The organism is Enterobacter ludwigii (assembly GCA_023023105.1).
Lineage (GTDB): Bacteria > Pseudomonadota > Gammaproteobacteria > Enterobacterales > Enterobacteriaceae > Enterobacter > Enterobacter adelaidei.
The window spans coordinates 2298789-2319042 of record CP083824.1; the positions used below are offsets into that span (position 1 = coordinate 2298789).

15 protein-coding genes are annotated in these 20254 nt (G+C 47.6%); 5 read left to right on the forward strand and 10 right to left on the reverse strand.

All coding sequences use genetic code 11. The features are described from left to right. Positions 1-10: 10 nt before the first annotated feature. A complete protein-coding gene (locus LCD46_11170) occupies positions 11-868 on the reverse strand; it encodes a lipase family protein (GenBank protein ID UOY72829.1) in 858 nt (285 codons plus the stop codon). A gap of 553 nt (positions 869-1421) precedes the next feature. On the opposite strand from LCD46_11170, the gene LCD46_11175 reads away from it, so the two are divergent. The 5 genes from LCD46_11175 (at position 1422) to LCD46_11195 (ending at position 8605) form a co-directional block, all read left to right on the forward strand. Beyond that, the gene (locus tag LCD46_11175) at positions 1422-1856 is read left to right on the forward strand and encodes a hypothetical protein (GenBank protein UOY72830.1); all 435 of its coding nucleotides are present in this window, start codon (positions 1422-1424) and stop codon (positions 1854-1856) included. Beyond that, positions 1853-2956, forward strand: a complete 1104-nt coding sequence (locus tag LCD46_11180) for a glycoside hydrolase family 19 protein (protein UOY72831.1) — start codon at positions 1853-1855, stop codon at positions 2954-2956. Before LCD46_11175 ends, LCD46_11180 begins: the two co-directional genes overlap by 4 nt. A 228-nt stretch (positions 2957-3184) precedes the next feature. Then, positions 3185-6034 carry a hypothetical protein gene (locus tag LCD46_11185; protein UOY72832.1) on the forward strand — a complete coding sequence of 950 codons (2850 nt, stop codon included), beginning with the start codon at positions 3185-3187 and terminating at the stop codon, positions 6032-6034. Then, positions 6027-7670, forward strand: a complete 1644-nt coding sequence (locus tag LCD46_11190; GenBank protein ID UOY72833.1) for a hypothetical protein — start codon at positions 6027-6029, stop codon at positions 7668-7670. Before LCD46_11185 ends, LCD46_11190 begins: the two co-directional genes overlap by 8 nt. A 599-nt stretch (positions 7671-8269) precedes the next feature. Then, positions 8270-8605, forward strand: coding sequence for a copper-binding protein (locus LCD46_11195; GenBank protein ID UOY72834.1), 336 nt, complete (start codon positions 8270-8272; stop codon positions 8603-8605). Between the two features lie 139 nt (positions 8606-8744). Here LCD46_11195 and LCD46_11200 read toward each other — a convergent pair whose 3' ends face one another. From LCD46_11200 to cusF, 9 genes are all read right to left on the reverse strand, one after another. Beyond that, a complete protein-coding gene (locus LCD46_11200; GenBank protein ID UOY72943.1) occupies positions 8745-9779 on the reverse strand; it encodes an alpha-helical pore-forming toxin family protein in 1035 nt (344 codons plus the stop codon). Positions 9780-9821: 42 nt separating this feature from the next. After that, on the reverse strand, positions 9822-10790 hold the full coding sequence (locus LCD46_11205) for an IS5 family transposase (protein UOY72835.1): 969 nt from the start codon (positions 10788-10790) through the stop codon (positions 9822-9824). Between the two features lie 146 nt (positions 10791-10936). Then, positions 10937-11824 carry an HBL/NHE enterotoxin family protein gene (locus LCD46_11210; protein ID UOY72836.1) on the reverse strand — a complete coding sequence of 296 codons (888 nt, stop codon included), beginning with the start codon at positions 11822-11824 and terminating at the stop codon, positions 10937-10939. A 111-nt stretch (positions 11825-11935) separates the two neighbouring features. Beyond that, complete coding sequence (locus tag LCD46_11215) at positions 11936-13078, reverse strand: alpha-helical pore-forming toxin family protein (protein ID UOY72837.1); 1143 nt, start codon at positions 13076-13078, stop codon at positions 11936-11938. A 157-nt stretch (positions 13079-13235) separates the two neighbouring features. After that, positions 13236-13505 carry a hypothetical protein gene (locus tag LCD46_11220; GenBank protein ID UOY72838.1) on the reverse strand — a complete coding sequence of 90 codons (270 nt, stop codon included), beginning with the start codon at positions 13503-13505 and terminating at the stop codon, positions 13236-13238. Between the two features lie 589 nt (positions 13506-14094). Next, positions 14095-15399, reverse strand: a complete 1305-nt coding sequence (gene yjjJ, locus LCD46_11225; GenBank protein ID UOY72839.1) for a type II toxin-antitoxin system HipA family toxin YjjJ — start codon at positions 15397-15399, stop codon at positions 14095-14097. A 44-nt stretch (positions 15400-15443) separates the two neighbouring features. Beyond that, the gene (gene silA, locus LCD46_11230; protein UOY72944.1) at positions 15444-18620 is read right to left on the reverse strand and encodes a Cu(+)/Ag(+) efflux RND transporter permease subunit SilA; all 3177 of its coding nucleotides are present in this window, start codon (positions 18618-18620) and stop codon (positions 15444-15446) included. A gap of 10 nt (positions 18621-18630) precedes the next feature. Beyond that, a complete protein-coding gene (locus LCD46_11235; GenBank protein UOY72840.1) occupies positions 18631-19881 on the reverse strand; it encodes an efflux RND transporter periplasmic adaptor subunit in 1251 nt (416 codons plus the stop codon). A gap of 11 nt (positions 19882-19892) precedes the next feature. Next, a complete protein-coding gene (gene cusF / locus LCD46_11240; GenBank protein ID UOY72841.1) occupies positions 19893-20234 on the reverse strand; it encodes a cation efflux system protein CusF in 342 nt (113 codons plus the stop codon). Positions 20235-20254: the final 20 nt, after the last annotated feature.

The window sequence follows — 20254 nt, forward strand, 5'->3', positions numbered from 1 at the left end:
CCACACCTCGTTATGGCCAGAAGGCCCGGATGTAATTGTGAGGGGCGTGATCGGCGAGCCAACGCACCGGAACATGATTCAGGCGGTCGGCTTCATAGAGCGGAGCATAGATTTTACGCCCTGCCGCCCGATCGCTTTTCAGTGCGCTAGCGGTTGGGTTATGCAGAAGCTTTCCATTGCAATCAAGGTAGAGAGCATTTCCGGCATGCTCATAGCCCAGGAATGTCGGGGGGACGGTCGGCACCGCATCGCAGCAGTTGACCACCCGGATTACCTGCAAATGAGGCTGGCCCAGCAGGGAACTGACAAATGCATCGTCTCCGACTCTGGGGCAACCTATAGTTATTAACGTGTCCGGCTGTAACGCCATCGCCAGCAAAGTAGCTATTGCCCCACCTAGGCTGTGGCCACAAATCAGCAAATGGGTTCGCTTTGCTGTCATTTTCTTGAGCCAGTTTTCCGCCAGAGGCTGTAGGGCTTGGGCGCTTTTTTGAAATCCGGTATGTACTCGTCCATAGCGACAATATTCAGGCAATGTCTGAATATTGGTCAGAAAATCCTGGTAGTGATCAATCTGCGTTCCCCGAAAGGCAAGCACGCACAGGCCGCTGGCATGACAGGTGGCAAACCCGTAAGCATCACGAGCAACATCGTTCAACAGTTCGGGCGCGCCAAACCCCGCCGCTTTTAATATGCCCGTTAACTTCTCTTTTTCTCCAGCCCCCTTTTTTTCTGCCCTCAGATATGCCAGCCGTGATAATTCTGCTGCCAGCGCGATTTCATCTGGCCAGTCAGAATCACACAATAATGTTATATCTCGTTCAGGATGATAAAGTGATTGATTATCTGCACTATAAGCAACAGGCATATATTTTCCCTATCTGTTGATACAAACGTTTATGGTCTCACGCTACTGTCAGAAAGCTGCATTAATAATTATAAAAGCCATCATCCAGGCAACACACTGTCACTAAAGGAAAATCAGAACCCATATTTAAAGAAAGCAAGCGCCGATAATTATAAGGTTTTTTTTACTCCTCATCAGCAACGTATTCAGGATAATAAAAAACCAACAACTAGCTAAAATATTCTTGAGTGTAGTTTGAGTCTGCTATTTTCTCAACAATGCGACTCACAGAACGCACTGACTTTGCAAAGGCAGCGATAAACTGCTCGCTCTTCTGCCATCCATCACGGCCAGTATGACGGATTCATTACCTATCCACCTCGACATTACTCAAGCATCTGTTAAAACAATATTAGCTCCGCTTAACAGGTGGCTTCGACAAAATTATTCACCATGATAATGAAGTGCGATATTTTTTTTGTGTTTCACGCTTTTGTGCTATCGAACCCTGAACAAAAAAGAAAATACTTAAGCGTATTGTCCCTCGCACTTATCAGATTGCTGAGGAAACACTATGTTCAGCCCTCTGGAAGATAATATTGCCGTATTTATGACAACATTGCGGATACGCAAGCCATTTGATTTTTGCAACCATCTTGATCCCTACATGGATTCTGACGCGGACATTCAAAATGCAGGAAAGCAGCTGGAAGCGGCCATCAACAGCAGTGCAATCGCCGCTAGCATAATAGCACCAACCGCTATGGTGGCGACGTCGCTGGCAGAAGAAGTACTCCAGGGCATTGCTCACGGCATGCAACAAAATAAAGACGCCCCCAATATGTTTGTACACGACAGTTGGCTTCAAGGGCTGACGCCGCCGTACGGGATTAATCAGTATAAATTACATGCCAGCGACAGTGCTGAAATCAGCCTGCGCGTCAGCCCAATCATGAAGCAATCTAAGCAGAATGTAGTGACTATTGCACATATTGAGGTGAATAAATGAGCGAATTAACATTAGGAACCGCGCTCTCTGCCTTGATTTTATGCGGTGTGGCGGGGATGGTTGGACAAGGGATTCGGGCCGTTGTCGGGCTGAGAAAAGCAGGTTATCTGCAACTTGAAGCGGGCGACAGTAAGCAGAACTTCAGTGCCAGCTATTTAATGGTCACCCTGATGATCGGTTTTATTGCTGGCAGCCTTTCAGGGATAACAATGGGGTTGGACACATTTGCCGGAAAATTTCCTGCTGAATCGCTAATGGCCGTGGTAGCCGCAGGATATGCCGGTGTCGATTTTATTGAGGGGAGTTTTAATTCTCGCATCAAATCTGCCGTATCCCCCTATATCGGTCCTGATGCCAAAAAAGCCGATGGTGGGGGATCGGTTGGCAGTATTGGCACAGGTGATGACACCCCACCCACGCCCGTCAGCCCTGCCTCACCCAAGCCAGCACCTGAGGCAGCCCCTGCCTATACGACGCTTCCACAATCGCCGCTTGCCAGCGCCTTAAAACAGGTAAGCCCACGCCTGAATATCGATATCTGGGCTCCGGCGCTTGGCAACGCATTTAATCACTACGAGATCCATTCCGAACGACGCATTGCCGCCGCTGTCGGGCAATTTATGGTGGAAGCAGGGGCAACGTTTTCCGAGCTTGAGGAAAATCTGCGATACACCACGCTGAACCAGTTAATAAAGATTTTTGGCCGTCACTTCAAAGACGACCAGGAAGCCGAACAGTTCTTACGTCAGCCAATGAAACTGGCAAACCGTGTCTATGCCAACCGACTGGGCAATGGCGATGAAGCCTCGGGAGACGGTTACCGCTATCGCGGGCGAGGTTTGATCCAGTTGACGGGAAAATCGGAATATCAGGAGTTTGCCAGATTTATCAACATGCCCGTTGAGGAAGCTGCCGAATGGTGTACAAGCCCTGAAGGAGCAGCCGCTTCAGGCTGCTGGTATCTGAAAACCCGCAACTGCCTGCCGCTCGCCGACAACTGGGATTTGGTGAAGTTAACAGAGCGAGTCAATGGCAAAGCCAAAGTGATCCTCGAAGATCGAATCGCTTTCTCAAAGGCGATGCTGAAAGCCCTTTCATGAGAGGGGGGCGTCAGGGAAGACGCTCAATTAAAAACCACATAAGTTGAATCATGTTGATTGTTAACTTAATTCATGAACCAAGATGAACACCGGATTAACTATAGTGAAATTGTGCTATTCCGGATCATGACGTTATTTTTGGCTCCCCCGCAATTTTACCCAGACGAATCTGTTTCTTCTGAACTAAAATTGAGTAGTTGAACATATTCAACTGAGTAGGATTATCATATGGGCATTCATAATCGGCACAATTTACTGCTGTATTTACTGCTTATTCTACAATATATAATCTTTTCCTCTAATGCTTGGAGCGAAACCATCCCTGCCGATGAGACAGATGTACTCTTTGTAGGTTATGACAACAGTTCCCCTTTCTTTTTGGTTACGCAGGGTATTGCCCGCAAAGGCTCAGGTGATTTATTAAATATCGAGAACCCAGATAAGTTACCTGTTGAGCATGTCCGTGAAGACGGTTCCGGAGGTGCGTGGTTCACATTAGGTGGATTAAACCTTTACCATATTGACAGTAAAGGACAAACGATCAGGAGTGACTTAACTACTTTACCTGTAGAAAATCCTGTTATTGAAGTCATCGCCTCAGAAAATTCAGCTACTGCGATTCAGTTGTGCGGAAGCATAACAAAGACAGATGCCACCGGGAAAATAATTAAGAAAATTAATGTATTAGATGAGGGGGGATGTCAAAAAGTAGTTACTGCTGCCACCAGTACTGGTGAAAACACGTTATGGTTAAGCCTTAACGATGGGGAGATTTTTCAGGTAAACATCGATACCGGCGTAAAACTCAGTTCACAGTCACAGATTGATGCTGATGATTCTCCCATGACAATCACTGGTAGCGAGAATGGCACTGTAATAATGCAAACTGAAAAAGGTCTGCTTTTCTATGCGGCCTACCATGACGGTAGCATTAATATACAAAAAATGCCTTTTCCGCGAAAATTAGATTATGTGGCCAATCTATTTACTTTGGGAAGCCATGTAATTGTCGGATTTAAAAGCGGCGCTCTCGGGATTACAGACTCTTCGCAGATAAAAATTATTTCAAACCCGCAAAATATGCTAAGTGATAGTACAACTGGCACGTCTTTTTATGCTGCATTAATTAATGCTAAAAATAATTATGCCGTACTCGCAAACACTCGCGGGGAAATTTTCCAGTTATATAACAGCATTGTTAAAAAGATCGCCAGCGTGCAGTCACCAGTCATTGATGTAATACGTAGCACTGATGATGGCGCCTGGATAATATGTCAGGATCAGGTGTATAAAGTCTTCCGTGAAAATATCTTTGAAGTTCCTGATTTATCAGACTCATCTAATCCCGTCGTACGCCTTTTTGAGGACTCCCATGGATTGTGGGCCGCACATTTTTACGGGGGGGCATCATTTTATTCAGAACCAGCGCCAGAGTTAGTGGCAGCCCTGAATAGTCGAAAAATATCTAACGGTAGGTTTTCTGCAAGCATGCCATCCGTAAGCCCTCTTGTAGCCTTTGCTGTACTGAATGATGGTAGTAAACAAAGTATTGTGAATGCTCAGATTACAGATAAAGAACTAAAATTCAGTATCCCTCAGGATATGGATACTCCACAACTTACTGAATTACGGGCTTATTCATCAACGGGATTGCTCTTCCCCTGGCGCGAGCTATTACAGGCACCGTTAACATTGGAAATGGAAGACAGCGTAGTCTACACCATTGCCAAATATACCAAATATACGGCCGTAGCACTCGCTATTGCCGAGTCATTGCTGCTTATCATGCTATTCCTGCGTTACCGAACATCAGCCACTACCCGTGCTATCATCTGGCAAAATCCCATGCTACGGAAAATTTTAACATTGGGCATACTGGATTTACTTCTTAATGTTCCGGGTGTCACACGATTCCTGATAAAACCTGTCGTCCAGCAAATTCATAAAAAACGCGCAGCTGTTACATTTTATTTCAATGGGATTAATGCCGAAGCACTCCTGGACAATGGCTCCTGGTCTGAGTCAAAGAATATCGCCGAAATGCTCGAAAAACCTTCCGGCTACACATTACTTACTGGCGTGTCAGGCTCAGGTAAAAGCGTGTATGTGAAGAGTCTTGTGCATCGAATGCAATCTCCGGTGATAATGATTGGTGCCCGTCAATGTGAAGAAGGTGTTATCGCTGCTGTTTATGCCAGATTACCGGAGGAAGCATCGGACTTTAAAATCATCGAAAGAGCACTGGCAACCGGTGCACTTAGTATCATCATTGATGGCTATAATGAAGGCAGTCCTGTCGCGAGAATGCGGATCCAAGATTTTTGCCTGCGATACACCACAGCAAACGTCATTATAACGTCACAGCCAGGTATTGTTCCTGAGTTGCAGGATTGCAAACAGTTACGCATTACACCATTGACTATGGACAGTGCCGAGAAGTATTTAACGGAAGCATTACTCCACGATAAAATACAGACAACCTCGTTAGAAGAGATACGGAATATTATTCATGGCCTTCCTGCCAATTTTAAATTTGGTGAAGGATTGACGCCGTTCGATCTTGAAATTATCAAACAGCTATTTAAGCATAATGTTGCAGTGAGCAATGAAAATATTATATCTCAGTTTATGGAGAACATCTCACTACGTTATAAAGGTAAATTTTATCGAGAACTGCCACTCACCAGATTATCTGAACTGGCCTACAATGAGCGGAAAAACAATAGCTCATGTATTTCAGAGTCAGAATTTACAACGGATGAGCTTACGTTTTTTCGGGATGAGCGATTAATCATCACCGGAGGGGGAATAACAGGCAATATTTATGCATTCAGACATGAGCGGTTGCAGGACTGGTTTGTGGCAAATTTCTTCAGGGCAAGACAAGACCTCTGGAAAGAAGCTGCTGCCGTCCCAGTAATGGCACAGGCTTTTGTCATGCTGATTGCGCTCATACCTCGTGAGCGCTGGCAGATGGTCATTCATGTTGTCGCTGAAGTGGGGGCCGTGACGGGAGATCACACCATCATCGATCGGGTTATGATTCATCTTCATGTTATGGATGGTAAATATGTCTGAACTCCTACGGCCTCGGCTTTTTATTTGCGCGCTGGCTATACTGTCGACGATGGTTTTTGCTGAGAAAGGTTTAGTGTCCCCGAATAATGCTAATTACATATATACAGCAAACCTTGAACGGTACGTGCATTCAGTCCCTCTCGATTTGACCTATAATTCACGTTCGCTGCTGAGATCATCATTTGGTCTGGGCTGGTGCAGTGATATCGGCACTACACTTACTCTACAGGAAAATGGACTGGCAGTTAATATATGTGGCGGGGGAGTTAAAATAATACTCAAGTCTCCTTCACACGAATTTAAATACCGACAATTTATAGAGCATCATAAAGAAGAGTTTGAGTCAAATATAGCTGGATATAATGAACCATCCAGTGACCGCAGCCAACTTATTGCTGACTACCTTATCACTCAACATAATTATAATTGGTATGATGAATTCAATATCGAGCAGTATTCAAATGGGCCCAAAACCTTTCTGAGAAAATCCGGAAGTGGTGTGATTTCACAAATCGATTCTATAAGCTATAGATTTGACCGCTTCGGTAGGTTACTCAAAGAGAAACATACTCAGTTATCTGACGATATCTCAGTTTATTATTTTGGAGGTAGCATCATCGGAATGAAGCGAGGAAACACAAGGCCTGTCATTAACATAGATCAGGATCAATTTGGTTTTATTACCCAATTGTTTGCAAAGGGAAAAGCCGTTCAGATAGCTTACTGGCCCCCCCCCTCCACTGAAAATTACTCAACCCTATCAAAATTAGAAATGGCCGGCATTACCATCAGTTTTCAGTACTCGGACTTATTTAATATGATCCGCAAAACTGAAACGGGCGAGCCAACAGAGGAGATGAGTTATGATGAAAAAAATGACTGGGCGCTGACGCATAAATTTAGCAACGGTTGTAATTATAAAAACATATACACATTTGATACGCCGCATAGTGATATGCATTATTTCACAGAAGTTATAGAGTCATGTAAAGATTCAGGTAAGCAGAGTTATTATTTCGAATTCAGGTATGAAGCTCCTAAGTCCGATGCGTTATATACCATTGCACGCACAGGTCAGAGAACCATTTCTTACGAATCAGGCACAAACCTTTTTCAATATTATTCCGATGATAGTGTTACTGAGCAACGCATTCTGGTACCTGTAAGCGGAAACTTCATCACAACCACACCAAAGGGAGTTGTACAATATAAAACCGACCCCAGGTGTAACAGCGTCGCTGACAGAACATCCACGGATTTTCTGGCTATTCAATACACGAACAATTGCAAGCCGCTAAGAGTTAGATGGCAAAACCATGGGAATTACCTGTTCGGATATGAAGGGCATGACGAACTCTCAACCATTACAGATCTGAGTCGACATCAGTCATACCGGCTCATTCAGGGTGCCAACGGCCAAATCCATGCCGTAGAAAAAAAAGGAAGCTGGACAAGGCTGGTCGGAAATCAGTCAAATAATACGTCTGGTAAAGAAGATTTACAACGTCTCGTAGAGGTGTTAAAAGCGGTGAAAATGAATAGCATTGCCGGAATGGTCTTCCCCGAGAAAAATGATCCCTTCGCTGTCTGGTGTGAGTGCGACATTCCATTATTTCCACCGCAGCAATTACACTAGAGTGTTATCTCCGTATGGCCGCTTTGTAAGCAAACATCGCAGAGATCCTCTCTCGAAACTAGTATCAGCATGATGCCATATAGATAACGATAAGGTCGACAAACATCACCTTTTATCTGTTAGTTCATGAAGTCATCTATGTAGCCAGTAGAATTTTTAATTTAAATATTCATTTAAAACAAGATCATATTGATGATTATTTCTTATGAACTAAATTCTTGCACAACATAAGTTAAATGGAGTCTGCCGTTCATACAGACTACGATTAATCATACACTTACCTATCCCCCCAACTACCTGATTTTTCCTGGCGAACATTTTCATATTCACCTCTGTATATTATCGATGTAAACCCTGACATTCATGACAAAGATGTCATTAGCATGTCATGCAGCAAACAGAAGCCATTCGATATAATTAGTGCGACTTATCAGAAAGGCTGAATCACTTCATCAATACTCGGCGTCAGAGTATGCCAGGAAATGAATATCCAGCCCTCTCCCGGATAAATAAACACTGCCGAACCTGTTTCAGTTATGGAACTGAAAATATCGGTTGTACTTCCCCGGATATCACTAATTCAGAAATGGAGAGTTATCATGAAAAATATCGTATTAACATCTTTGCTGGGCTTTGGTTTAATTTCTTCGGCCTGGGCCACTGAAACCGTGGATATCCATGAGCGCGTCAACAATGCGCAAGCTCCTGCTCACCAGATGCAGTCTGCCGCGGCTCCTGTCAGGATCCAGGGTGTGGAAAGTCATCAGAAGACGATGGGAAATAACACTGTATCCATGACCGTCTCGTCAACGTCTTACGCAGCGATGGATGAGCATGAAAGAGCAGCGGTTGCCCATGAATTCATGAATAACGGTCAGTCCGGCCCACATGAGGCCATGGCCGAAGCGCACCGCCGCATGATCAATGCAGGCTGAATGCGATTGCATTCCCTGCTCTGTTTTGTACCCCTCACCTTCAGCCAACAGCGCTGACGGTGTACCGCCTTCGGACGGAAACAAGCCTGTCTGCCCGGCGGTTACCGGGCAGCAGCAGCCAAATATTAATCTTCGCTTGTCATGCACTCGACTTCAGTTCATTTGCGGGAACAGTATTGAAAGGCAGCGGCCCTAACTGCATCACGCTTCCCGCCTGTTCACCTAGCTGTTGCCACTGGCGTTTCATCGCACTCAGCCTCAGTGCCAGATACCCCTTTGAACTCTGCTGCAGGTCGGTCAGCGTTTGCTGGTAGCTATCAGCAACGGTCTGCCATCCGTTGACCAGCAGCTTAGCGGAATCAATGGCAGACTGAGAAAGTCTTTCACTGGCCGTCAACTGGTTATAAACCGTGTCAAAGACAGCCACCTCCAATTCAAGCCCGACGAGATTGGTCAACGTTGTGCTGTACTCTTTTTGCGCTTTGACAATATCGGCAGAGCTTATGGTCATCGCCAGCGTTCCGCCCGCGACCAGGGTAATACCCGCAGCCAGAAGCGTTTGTGTTGCCCCACCGGTTTCGATAATTGTTGTGGCCGCAATGACAATCATGCCGATCCCTATAATGTCGCTCACCGCTCCCGCCGAAATCTGCACAATATCTGCATCCATCTGTTTATTCAGATCGTTTAGCTTCTGCCGGAGTGCCGATATTTCCCCTTTATCACCGGTAATTTGCGTCTGCACGGTTTCTTTAGCCGCTTTAAATGTGCTCTGACTGCTGTTGATCCCATTCACATAAACCTGGACGTTATCGACAAACACCCCCGTGGAAGTGACGTTTTTCTGAGCAAGAGAAAGCAGCTGCTGGATGCCCTGCTGGATATAAGGAAGCTGGCTTTTATCCCCCATGTCATATTTTTGTGCCGCCGGAAGAAGTGCATCGACATAAGCCCCCACCTGATTCGAAAAATTACGCACATTCACCAGAGAAGAGATAGCCGCCGGATTAATCGAGGACAACCATTCCTGCGCCTGATCGCGCGCAATAGCCTGCTGTGCAGGAAGGTCAGGTAAAATATCTAAATGAATGTTGGGTTGACATAATACAGTGCTCGCATAAGTCTGTTGAGCAATCGAAGAAGCACCGATGCCCTGAATACGGCTTTGTTGAATAAATAAGATTTCGTGCGAACGACCCTGTAGCTGGCTGGATTTTCAGGCAATACGCACGCTTTCTGGCATCCCAGCCTTTGTCATCCTGTTCAACGCACGCACCATGGCCATAGCTTCCGCTACCTGACCATCGTAGTCACGCAGCGTCAGTGAATCTCCCAACAACTGCTTCATTCTGTACATTGCCGTTTCCGCTATCGAGCGACGGTTATATTCCGTTGTCCATTTCCACCGTGCATTGCTTCCGCTCAGCCGCTGATTAGCAACGGCACGGTTGCGGTCTGCGTACTCACCGGGCCAGTAACCTGCTCCTTTTCGGGGAGGAATAAGCGCGCTGATTTTTTTGCGGCGCAGTTCATCGTGACAGAGCCGGGTATCGTAAGCCCCGTCTGCCGCGGCTGCCCTGATTTTTCTGTGAGTCTGCCGGATAAGGCCCGGGAAGGCTTCTGAGTCCGTGACGTTATTCAGCGACAGGTCTGCACAGACAACTTCATGTGTGTTGCTGTCAACAGCAAGATGCAACTTTCGCCAGATACGACGGCGCTCTTTGCCGTGCTTTCTGACTTTCCATTCGCCTTCACCAAAGACCTTCAGCCCGGTGGAATCAATCACCAGGTGTGCGATTTCACCCCGGGTGGACGTTTTGAAACTGACATTAACCGACTTTGCCCGCTTACTGACACTGGTGTAATCCGGGCAGCGCAACGGAACGTTCATCAGGGCAAAAATGGAATCAATAAAACCCTGCGCAGCCCGCAGGGTCAGCCGGAATACGCGTTTAATCACCAGAACGGTGGTGATGGCGAGATCAGAATAGCGCTGGGGCCTTCCTCGTGATGAAGGCGTTGCCGACTCATACCAGGCCTGAATCGCCTCATCATCCAGCCAGAAAGTGAGGGAGCCACGGTTGATGAGAGCTTTGTTGTAGGTGGACCAGTTGGTGATTCTGAACTTTTGCTTTGCCACGGAATGGTCTGTGTTGTCGGGAGGATGCGTGATCTGATCCTTCAACTCAGCAAAAGTTCGATTTATTCAACAAAGCCCCTGAATACCTGTCATTAAGGCATTGGTTGATGATGATTCAGTATCATTTTTCGCAGCTGCAATGGCTTGCATGATCATAATGAAAACCTCAAAGTCGTTAATTGGTTTTTGGCTTACTGCAATTGCTCAACGGTGCGCATCACTTCCTGCCAGTTCGCCTGCACGGCATTAACGGAGACTATAAGAAAATCCGCAGTCACCTGTTGTTGAGTGACCTCCGACAGCTCGGCCGTCACGGTTTGCCAACCATATTGAAGAGATTGTGTCAGGCCACACAAAATAGCGGTTCCTTTGGTCAATGCGTTCAGTGCATCACTGGTGGCACCAAGTTGTCCTATTTCCTGATAAAGCATTCCCGTTTCCTGTTGCGCCTGAGCAATTGCCCGCTCCGTGCTTTGCACATAGCCTGTCAATTCCATAATCGCGGCGCCAATCCCAAGAGTAAAAATACCGATGATAATTTCCATCCTCTTTTTACTTTCAAGCTCAGCATTCAGCGCATTCAGCTGAGCGTTAAGAGCCTCTAACCTTGCCTGATCGGCAGCTAATAACTGTTGTGCCCTTTGCTGATCGGCTAGCAAGTTCCTTGAGTCCGTCGTAATGTCATTATTAAAGGAAATAATAACCTTATTGAAATCATTCAGAGAGGCGGATAGCGGCGCGCTGTCGGCGAGTAACTGCTTAATCTGCCCCTGAGCTTTTGTGAGATATTCCTGTCCGTCAGGACCATTTAATTCAGAACGGATGTTGGCAACCGTAGAATCCAGCTCACCTCCAAACTTGATAACCTCGGAATACAACGAATCCATTTTGACCACAATGTCAGACAGATAATAATTTGCATGATTGCGGACGGAAAAGATATTTTCATTCAGATCGGAGATCTGCGGATCGTTAATGGGCGGAAGCTGTTCTAATTGTTGTGCGACCTGCATCATCTGTTGACGCACATTTTGTTGAGCCGTTAATGCCTGAGTAAAGCTGACTTTCAATGCTGGCATACTCTGAACCTTAGACACGGGTCACTTATTGGCATCATCGTGAAACGATGCGTCCGGTTTGTCTGCTAAAACAATCAGACCCTCACGGGCCTGATTGATGATTGATGAACGCTATGCAGCAGCCAGCCGTGCAAATGTCGCCGTTGGGTTAGGCAACAGGATCCCACTGCTGGTGACCGATGCGTTGCTGACCGGTAAAGAACCATAATCCAATAGCTTACGGGCATGATTGCCAACATCATCCCAGTCCGCTTTCGCCGCATTGAGTTGCGCGATCAGGAAATAGCCTAAATCTGGGGTCGCGCTGGTCAGCGCCGACTGGAAGACAATAAAGTCCTGTTCAAGCGTCTGCCAACCTGCCAGTAAAGAACCCGCGGCCTGAACCGCAGCGGATGCCTGGCCCGAAAGATTCTGAACAATCGTATTCACGTTTTTGGTGGCAGAATACTGTTGTTGTAGTTTTGTTTTGGTCGTAATGGCCGTGCTGAGCGCGCTGGTTTGCTTGGCATAGTCAACCCCCCCGGCAATGGCAACACCAGCACCGGCCCCGACGACCACCAATCCACCGACAATCAGTGCGGTACTGACGCCTGCGGTCGCAATTTCCGCCAGTACCCCCACGGCAATCATTAATCCTCCTACCACTGCGGCGGTTGAACCCGCTGCAATCATAGTTAAGTCCTTACTCATGGCGGAATTAATAGCGTCGATTTGTTTTCCCAGAGCGGCAATTTGTCCGTCTTTACCGGCTAATGCCGCTTCTGCCGTAGTAAAATCACTGGCGAAATTGCGGGCATCTTCGGCAAGCGTTGTCTGGAAACCGCCCACTGAATTAACCACGGTATGCGTAGCGGTTTGTTTTTGAGCGACCAGCGCCTGAAGTTGCTGAACACCCAGTTTAAAAGTATTAATTGATGCTGTGTCCGAAGGGTTTTGCTGTATTTTTACCGCCAGCTTAACCAAAGGATCATAATAGGAATCAAAATTGTTAGAGAAGCTTACAATATCCGTATTGGTTGAGATCATTTGCGGCTGTATGACATCACGCCAGGATGTGGCATGGTCTCTGGCCTTTGCCTGATGTTCCGGTAGATGAGGTAATATATCCGGCAGGGAGAGATCGGCCTGCGTTAAAATGGTGCCGACATAGTTTTGAATGATCACGGCTGCTGTGGTAGAGGCATCAGCGCTCGCTTTCATGTTATTACTGTTAATCGATGGATTGGTGCCAGCCTGTAGAATATGATTTAGCATTATTAAATACCCTTTCAGTTACTAAGAACGGAGTGGACTTTTTGAACTCGGTTAAATATAAAACACCAAGTTAATAAAAATCACTTATTTAAGAAATAGACCGTCAAAGTCTGGAATGCTTTCCTAAATCACGCATTGACACAGTATTAATTAAAATTCAGATTCTGGTGATTCCGACAATATGTGGAGCACCCTGCAAAGGCTGGAAGATTTCAACAATAGATTCCCACACCACTAATGCAGGCGGAATTGAAGCAAGGCACTTGAAGCGATAATTTGTCCCGGCCACTAACTGCGTTGAGACGGCCTGCGGCTCATACGTTACACCAACAAATCCCGCCATGGCTTCTTTAAATACCTGCCAATCTTTTTCGGTCAATGTATGATAAGCCGTCCAGCCACCAACAATAGTCTCTTGATTCGACATGATATTTCCTCGATATTAGTCATCCTACTCATTTGGCTTTTCGGAGTTCGCCCCATCTATTTTGAAATGGTTTCTGGGATCCATTTATTTCCATACAGATTTGTCAATAAAGCCCCCGCCAGCTTCAATCTGGCAGAAGCTGCTTGTGATATATTTTATATTTTTGCCAATGCAATAACTGGCAATCAGAACGTTCTTAAATATGGGTGGTGTAATCACTTCCCGCAACTGACTTTAATAATTCAGAATTTCATTTTGCTGCTCCATTAATCGCGCAATGCAATACACCACTTAATGACAAAAACAAAGCATCAATAACGACTATAAGCTCTTAATCAAGAACAATATCTCAAGTGCTTAATTATTATCAGGATAAATATCCCTCCATTCAGAAAAAGGCAAAAAAACGGTTTTGTTTTAAATTAACAATTAAGCAATCGTTAATTGTTAATTTATTTTTCTTAATCAAAACTTAATTGCATAAATATTTTATATTTTGATTTGTCGACCTTTTTGTGGCTGGAATAAAAAACCCGCAAAGTCATCTGCGGGTTTTCAACTTCATAAGCCAAGGTCCGAATGCATTGCATTATCCCAGACGCGATATCCTTGACCTCGCCTCGTCAAGATGTGCGCGTAACGCCGCCACGCATGGCGCAAAGCTGGCAGAAAAACGGTTGCAATTGCTGACCAAAGCATAAAAGCGCTCAGCCAGTTCAAGTGACTCATGCCAGATTTCTCCCACAATCGCATCAAGGAGCATTGCCGGACGAAGTGTATTCAACATTCCGCCCCCCGACTTCGGCGCAAATCCCATGGGCAGCATGTCATAGGCAGGCGCAAGATGATAAGGACGCCCATGGGCGCTAATAAACGACAGATTCCCGTGGTGCATGTCGGTATTGCCGATCAACATGCCAAATGCCCAAAGCCGCGCCGTTCCTGCGATGGCATCAGGATGAACACATCCCTGCTTAACCAACTCGTTAACCAATACGGGCCAGGCCTCTCTTGCTCGGCCGACAAATTCCGCCTCCAGAGCCCGTAACGAAAAAAGACCTTTACGGCCAAGTGGTCCTACACGATCAAACCGTGGGATTTCAAGGAAACGCTGTCCACCAAAATCAAATACCTCTGTTTCAACATCAAGCACTTTTAACGCAAGATGTTCTGCCAGTAGAAGATCTCGCCAGCGTTCGCTTATGGGGTTATCGTCGGGAGCCGTGAACTTCACGATGACATGACCACGTTCTGTATAGGTGCAAAATTTTGGTTGCTCACCGCCAGCGGAGGAACCCGGCACCTCTCCGGAGCTAACGGCCAGAGCCAACGACGGATATGCCGTTGCCCGCTCCACTGCAACAGGCTGCGGCATATCCACAAAATGGTTTCGCGCTTGCTCTCCTATTAATACGTTCCCTACCGCATCGTGCCCATGAGCCAGTAAGGCCCTTATAACATCGGAGTCTGTCCAGTTTTCAGGATTTGCCGGCAGGCCAAGTTCAGTTGAAAATCGGGATGCATACGCCCGGCCAAGATATCCCTGAGGCCGCATATCAAAGAGCCACCACGGCAGCCCATCGCTATGAAGACAGATGTTATCCGCTTGCTCCATCACAAAACCATCGGGATAAACCGGTATGAGCTGCCCCAGCGGCTTGACCTTGCCCTCTTCGGTGATGCGGTAAATAGGGGCCGAACTGAACCCACGAAGCGCATCGCGTAGTACGTAATGAATAGATGGACCAGAGCCAATACGCACCACTTCATCACCAAGCGCTTTAATCGCTCTCGAAGCCGTAGGCTGACTAATTCCCATATTATCAGTAAGTTGCCTTACCGATATTGGGCCTTTCCTCAGCAACTGACGTAACGTTTCGGATCGATTTGTCATGGTGTTGAATCGCTTTATGAATAGGTTATTGAATAGCTAATTTATCAGCTATCCGTTCCTCTGTCATCTTCACGAAATGCGCTCGCTGTTTTGTGCCTCCGCATCCAAACCAATTTATACGCCGCAGGAATAATAAACAGTGATAACAGCGGAGCTGTGATCATCCCCCCAATCATTGGCGCTGCTATCCGGCTCATCACTTCTGACCCCGCACCGGTTCCCCAGAGAATAGGCAGTAAACCTGCAATGATCACCGCAACGGTCATCGCCTTCGGTCGAACACGCAGTACGGCACCATGATAAAGCGCTTCATCGAGCCCCTCTGCGGTAAATGTTTCCCGATGAGATAACTCCGGATGCGCTTCAATGGCATGTCGCAGATACATCAGCATGACCACACCAAACTCGGCTGCAACCCCGGCCAGGGCGATAAATCCGGTCCCGGTAGCCACAGACATATGGAAGCCCTGCCAGTACAAGAACCATATCCCCCCGACCAGGGCGAACGGTAGACTCATCAGGATCAATAAGGCTTCATCTACGCGACGGAATGCCAGGTACAGCAGAATGAAGATGATCATCACCGTCACCGGCACCATCAGCTTCAGTTTCTTGTTCGCGTGCTCGAGCAGTTCAAACTGTCCAGAGAATGACACGCTGGTACCTGGCCGCAGCTTCACGTTCTGACTGATTGCCGTCTTAATGTCATTTACCACCGATACCATATCCCTGCCCCGCGCATCGATGTAAATCCAGCTTGCTGGCCGGGCATTTTCCGTTTTCAGCATGGTCGGGCCGGAGACCACATTAACCTCCGCGACATCACCCAACGTGATCTGCTGCTTCATCGGCGTCAGGATCGGCATCTGTTTCAGCGCATTTGGACTGTTCCGGTAGTCCTGGGGATAGCGGATATTTATTGGATAGCGAGCGACACCTTCTACTGTTTCACCCACCGTCGCCCCGCCGATGGCTGAGGAGACAAACAGCTGCACATCACCTACGGTCATACCGTAGCGAGCGGCCTTTTCCCGGTTGATGTCCACATCAATGTAGCGCCCCCCTTCCAGGCGCTCTGCCAGGGCTGAAACCACTCCAGGCACGGTTTTGGCGACCGCCTCAATGTTCTGCGCCGTGGCGTCAATATCAGACAGAACCGTACCAGACACTTTGATACCTATCGGGCTTTTGATCCCGGTTGAGAGCATATCAATTCGGTTACGAATGGGGGGTACCCAGAGGTTAGCCAGGCCCGGCAAACGTACCGTTTTGTCCAGTTCATCAATGATCTTGTCGATGGTCATGCCGGGCCGCCACTGATTTTCCGGTTTCAACTGAATCGTGGTTTCTACCATTTCGAGCGGTGCGGAATCCGTTGCCGTTTCGGCTTTCCCGGTTTTGCCAAAAACAGAAGCGACTTCAGGCACGGTTTTGATTAATTTATCCGTGGTCTGCAGGATCGCGGCGGCTTCAGCCGGCGAAACGCCTGGCAAGGTTGACGGCATGTACAGCAGGTCGCCCTCATTGATCTTCGGCAGAAACTCACCGCCAACCTGGCTCAGTGGCCAGATAACCGTGAAGATGGATAACGCCGCGACCAGCAAAGTGGTTTTCGGCCAGTGAAGCACCCTAATCAATAGCGGATGATAGGCCTTAATCAACAACCGGTTCAGTGGATTACGGGTCTCAGCAGGGATCTTCCCGCGTATCCAGAACCCCATCAGGATAGGAATCACGATGATAGCCAACGCGGCCGCACCCGCCATGGAATAGGTTTTTGTAAACGCCAGCGGACCAAACAACCGCCCTTCCTGCCCTTCAAGGGTAAAAATGGGGATGAACGATAAGGTGATGATCAGCAGACTAATAAACAGCGCAGGGCCCACTTCGACGGAGGCGTTAGTGATAACCTTCCAGCGCGTGTCGTTGTCAATCTGTTCCCCCGGATGCTGGTGATCCCACTCCTCCAGCCGTTTGTGTGCGTTTTCAATCATCACGATGGCCGCATCCACCATCGCGCCAACGGCAATGGCAATACCTCCCAGTGACATAATATTGGCATTCAGCCCCTGGAAGTGCATGACAATAAAGGCAATACACAGCCCAAGCGGTAGTGAGATAATCGCCACCAGCGCAGAGCGTACATGCCACAGAAACAGCGCACAGACGATGGCGACCACAATAAATTCTTCGAGGAGTTTAGAACTCAGGTTATCTATGGCCCGGTCAATTAACTGGCTGCGATCGTAAGTCGTCACGATCTCGACCCCTTCGGGCAAACTCGCCTTTAGCGTTTCCAGTTTATCTTTCACCGCCGTAATGACGTCGCGCGCATTTTTGCCCGAACGCAGGATCACGACGCCACCAGCGACCTCTCCCTGACCGTTAAACTCTGCTATCCCACGCCGCATTTCCGGGCCTGTTTGTACGCGGGCAACGTCACGCAGATAAACCGGGACCCCGTTTACACCGGTTTTCAGGACAATGTTATTGAAATCATCAATGGTCTGGAGATAACCGCTGGCGCGGACCATATACTCCGCCTCCGCGATTTCAACAGATGATCCCCCTGCTTCCTGATTAGACGATTCAAGCGCCTGCTTAACTTCCGGCAGGCTGATACCGTACTGGGCCAGTTTTAACGGATTGACCTGAATCTGATACTGCTTAACCACACCGCCCACGGACGCGACTTCAGCCACGTTCGGGATGGTTTTGAGTTCAAATTTCAGGAACCAGTCCTGCAATGAGCGCAGTTCTGAAAGATCGTGCTTTCCACTGTGGTCAACCAGAGCATATTCAAATATCCAGCCCACGCCCGTGGCATCAGGGCCGATTTCAGAACTCACCCCCGCAGGCAGTTTGCCCTGAACCTGATTAAGGTATTCCAGAACGCGAGATCGGGCCCAGTACAGATCGGTACCATCTTCAAAAATAACATATACATACGAGTCGCCGAACTGAGAAAATCCGCGCACGGTTTTTGCGCCTGGCACCGACAACATGGTAGTCGTGAGCGGATACGTGACCTGATTTTCAACAATCTGCGGGGCCTGGCCGGGATAGCTGGTTTTGATAATCACCTGAACGTCAGACAGATCGGGCAAGGCGTCGACCGGGGTATTGATGATGGTCCAGGTACCCCACACGCTGAGGAACAGCGCCCCCATCATCACCAGGAAACGGTTGGCGACTGACCGCCGGATAATCCATTCAATCATCATCGTCTCCTTAATGACCTGAATGCGTGTCGTCAGTTTTTTCAGCACGGCGCATACGTTCCAGCGCACCGGTAATATTGGCCTCGGAGTCAATCAGGAACAGACCACTGACCACCACCGAATCCCCTTCGTTCAGTCCAGTATCAATAGCGGACTGCTGCTGAGATTCGTGCAGAACGTGGATCTTTTTGGGCACAAAACGACCATCAGCATCGACGGTAATCACACGCTGTTCTTTGCCGGTGTCTATCACGGCCTGGGACGGGATCAACAGCATTTCCGGGTTTTGGGTATTCAGTTTCAGAAACGCATTCATGCCCGGTTTCAGGAGCTCATCCTTGTTTGATACCTGTAATCGCACCTGCAATGTGCGGGTCGTTTGATCCACGCTGGGCAGAAGGTTCCATTTTTCGACCGGGAACGATTTATCCGGATAAGCGGGTACGGAAATATCAAACTGCGACGAGTTTTTCAGCAGATAAGCGATAGATTCAGGTACTGCAGCGCTGATCCAGACCGGATCCATTCCCTGAATTTGCGCGACCACTTTCTCTTTAGAAATATTCATACCGGTACGCAGGTCAAAAGCCGTGATCACGCCGTCAATCGGTGCCTTTATGGTAAACCGGGTCTGGATAGTCCGGGTTGCACGTAGCCTCTGAATGTCATCGTCCGGCATGCCGGCAAGCCGAAGCCGTTCCAGAACCCCCTTTATTTGCGTGGGTGTACCGCCGGTACCGGATAACAGCAGAAACTCACTCTGCGCCTCTACCCAGTCCGGTATCGTGATATCAATAAGTGGTGTCCCTTTCTTTACATGGTCGCCAATTGTCAGGGGGTACACTTTCTCAACAAAACCTTCCGAGCGTGCCTGGACAATGACGAATTGATATTCGTTATAACTGACGTTAGCCGGGATCGTCTGGGAATAATTCAGTGTTCCACGGGTGACTTTTTGTGTTTTTAACCCCAGATTCTGGACCTGCGTCGGATCAATACGTATACCGGCACTGCTTTTTTCGCTATTTTCATCCGCATATTTCGGCACCAGGTCCATATCCATAAACGGCGATTTACCGGGCTTATCGAATTTAACGTCTGGTTTCATCGGGTCATACCAGAAAAGTACCTTTCTTTCAGATGCGCTATTTTCTGTTTTTTCAGATGCATGAATTGTTTGCCATGCCGTCACGGATATCACTCCTCCAATCAGGAGACTGCTGATAATCATGGCGGCATATTTTATTTTGAAAGAGGTCATGCCATTCCTCTCTATTTAATGCTCTTAAGTAAAGAGATATTGCCCTGCTGAACAAATGAAAAATCAACATGACGACCTGGTTTTAAGGCATTGATGCTCTCGTCAGCATTAGTAAAAGTGAAACTCATGGTCATTGCAGGCCAGCCGATTGCAGGTATAGCTTCGTGAGAAATCGTGACTTTTTTATTCGTGAGGTCAACGTCTTTCACGACACCCGTGGCGTTGATGATTTGCTCTGCGCCGGCATCACTGGCGACACTCATCTCCTCATGCTGATGAACTTCAGCCTGAAGGCTGGCAGAGAACATCACAGAGATCGCACCGAATACAACGGCTTTAAGAGAATTACGCATTTTTATTTTCCTGTTTAATT

What these genes read in the sequence shown, in the direction of transcription:
- yjjJ (UOY72839.1), bottom strand. Translation starts at nt 15,399, where the DNA reads ATGACAAATCGATCCGAAACGTTACGTCAGTTGCTGAGGAAAGGCCCA.
- LCD46_11210 (UOY72836.1), bottom strand. Translation starts at nt 11,824, where the DNA reads ATGCCAGCATTGAAAGTCAGCTTTACTCAGGCATTAACGGCTCAACAA.
- LCD46_11185 (UOY72832.1), top strand. Translation starts at nt 3,185, where the DNA reads ATGGGCATTCATAATCGGCACAATTTACTGCTGTATTTACTGCTTATT.
- LCD46_11235 (UOY72840.1), bottom strand. Translation starts at nt 19,881, where the DNA reads ATGACCTCTTTCAAAATAAAATATGCCGCCATGATTATCAGCAGTCTC.
- LCD46_11175 (UOY72830.1), top strand. Translation starts at nt 1,422, where the DNA reads ATGTTCAGCCCTCTGGAAGATAATATTGCCGTATTTATGACAACATTG.
- LCD46_11180 (UOY72831.1), top strand. Translation starts at nt 1,853, where the DNA reads ATGAGCGAATTAACATTAGGAACCGCGCTCTCTGCCTTGATTTTATGC.
- LCD46_11215 (UOY72837.1), bottom strand. Translation starts at nt 13,078, where the DNA reads ATGCTAAATCATATTCTACAGGCTGGCACCAATCCATCGATTAACAGT.
- LCD46_11220 (UOY72838.1), bottom strand. Translation starts at nt 13,505, where the DNA reads ATGTCGAATCAAGAGACTATTGTTGGTGGCTGGACGGCTTATCATACA.
- silA (UOY72944.1), bottom strand. Translation starts at nt 18,620, where the DNA reads ATGATTGAATGGATTATCCGGCGGTCAGTCGCCAACCGTTTCCTGGTG.
- LCD46_11190 (UOY72833.1), top strand. Translation starts at nt 6,027, where the DNA reads ATGTCTGAACTCCTACGGCCTCGGCTTTTTATTTGCGCGCTGGCTATA.
- LCD46_11170 (UOY72829.1), bottom strand. Translation starts at nt 868, where the DNA reads ATGCCTGTTGCTTATAGTGCAGATAATCAATCACTTTATCATCCTGAA.
- LCD46_11195 (UOY72834.1), top strand. Translation starts at nt 8,270, where the DNA reads ATGAAAAATATCGTATTAACATCTTTGCTGGGCTTTGGTTTAATTTCT.
- cusF (UOY72841.1), bottom strand. Translation starts at nt 20,234, where the DNA reads ATGCGTAATTCTCTTAAAGCCGTTGTATTCGGTGCGATCTCTGTGATG.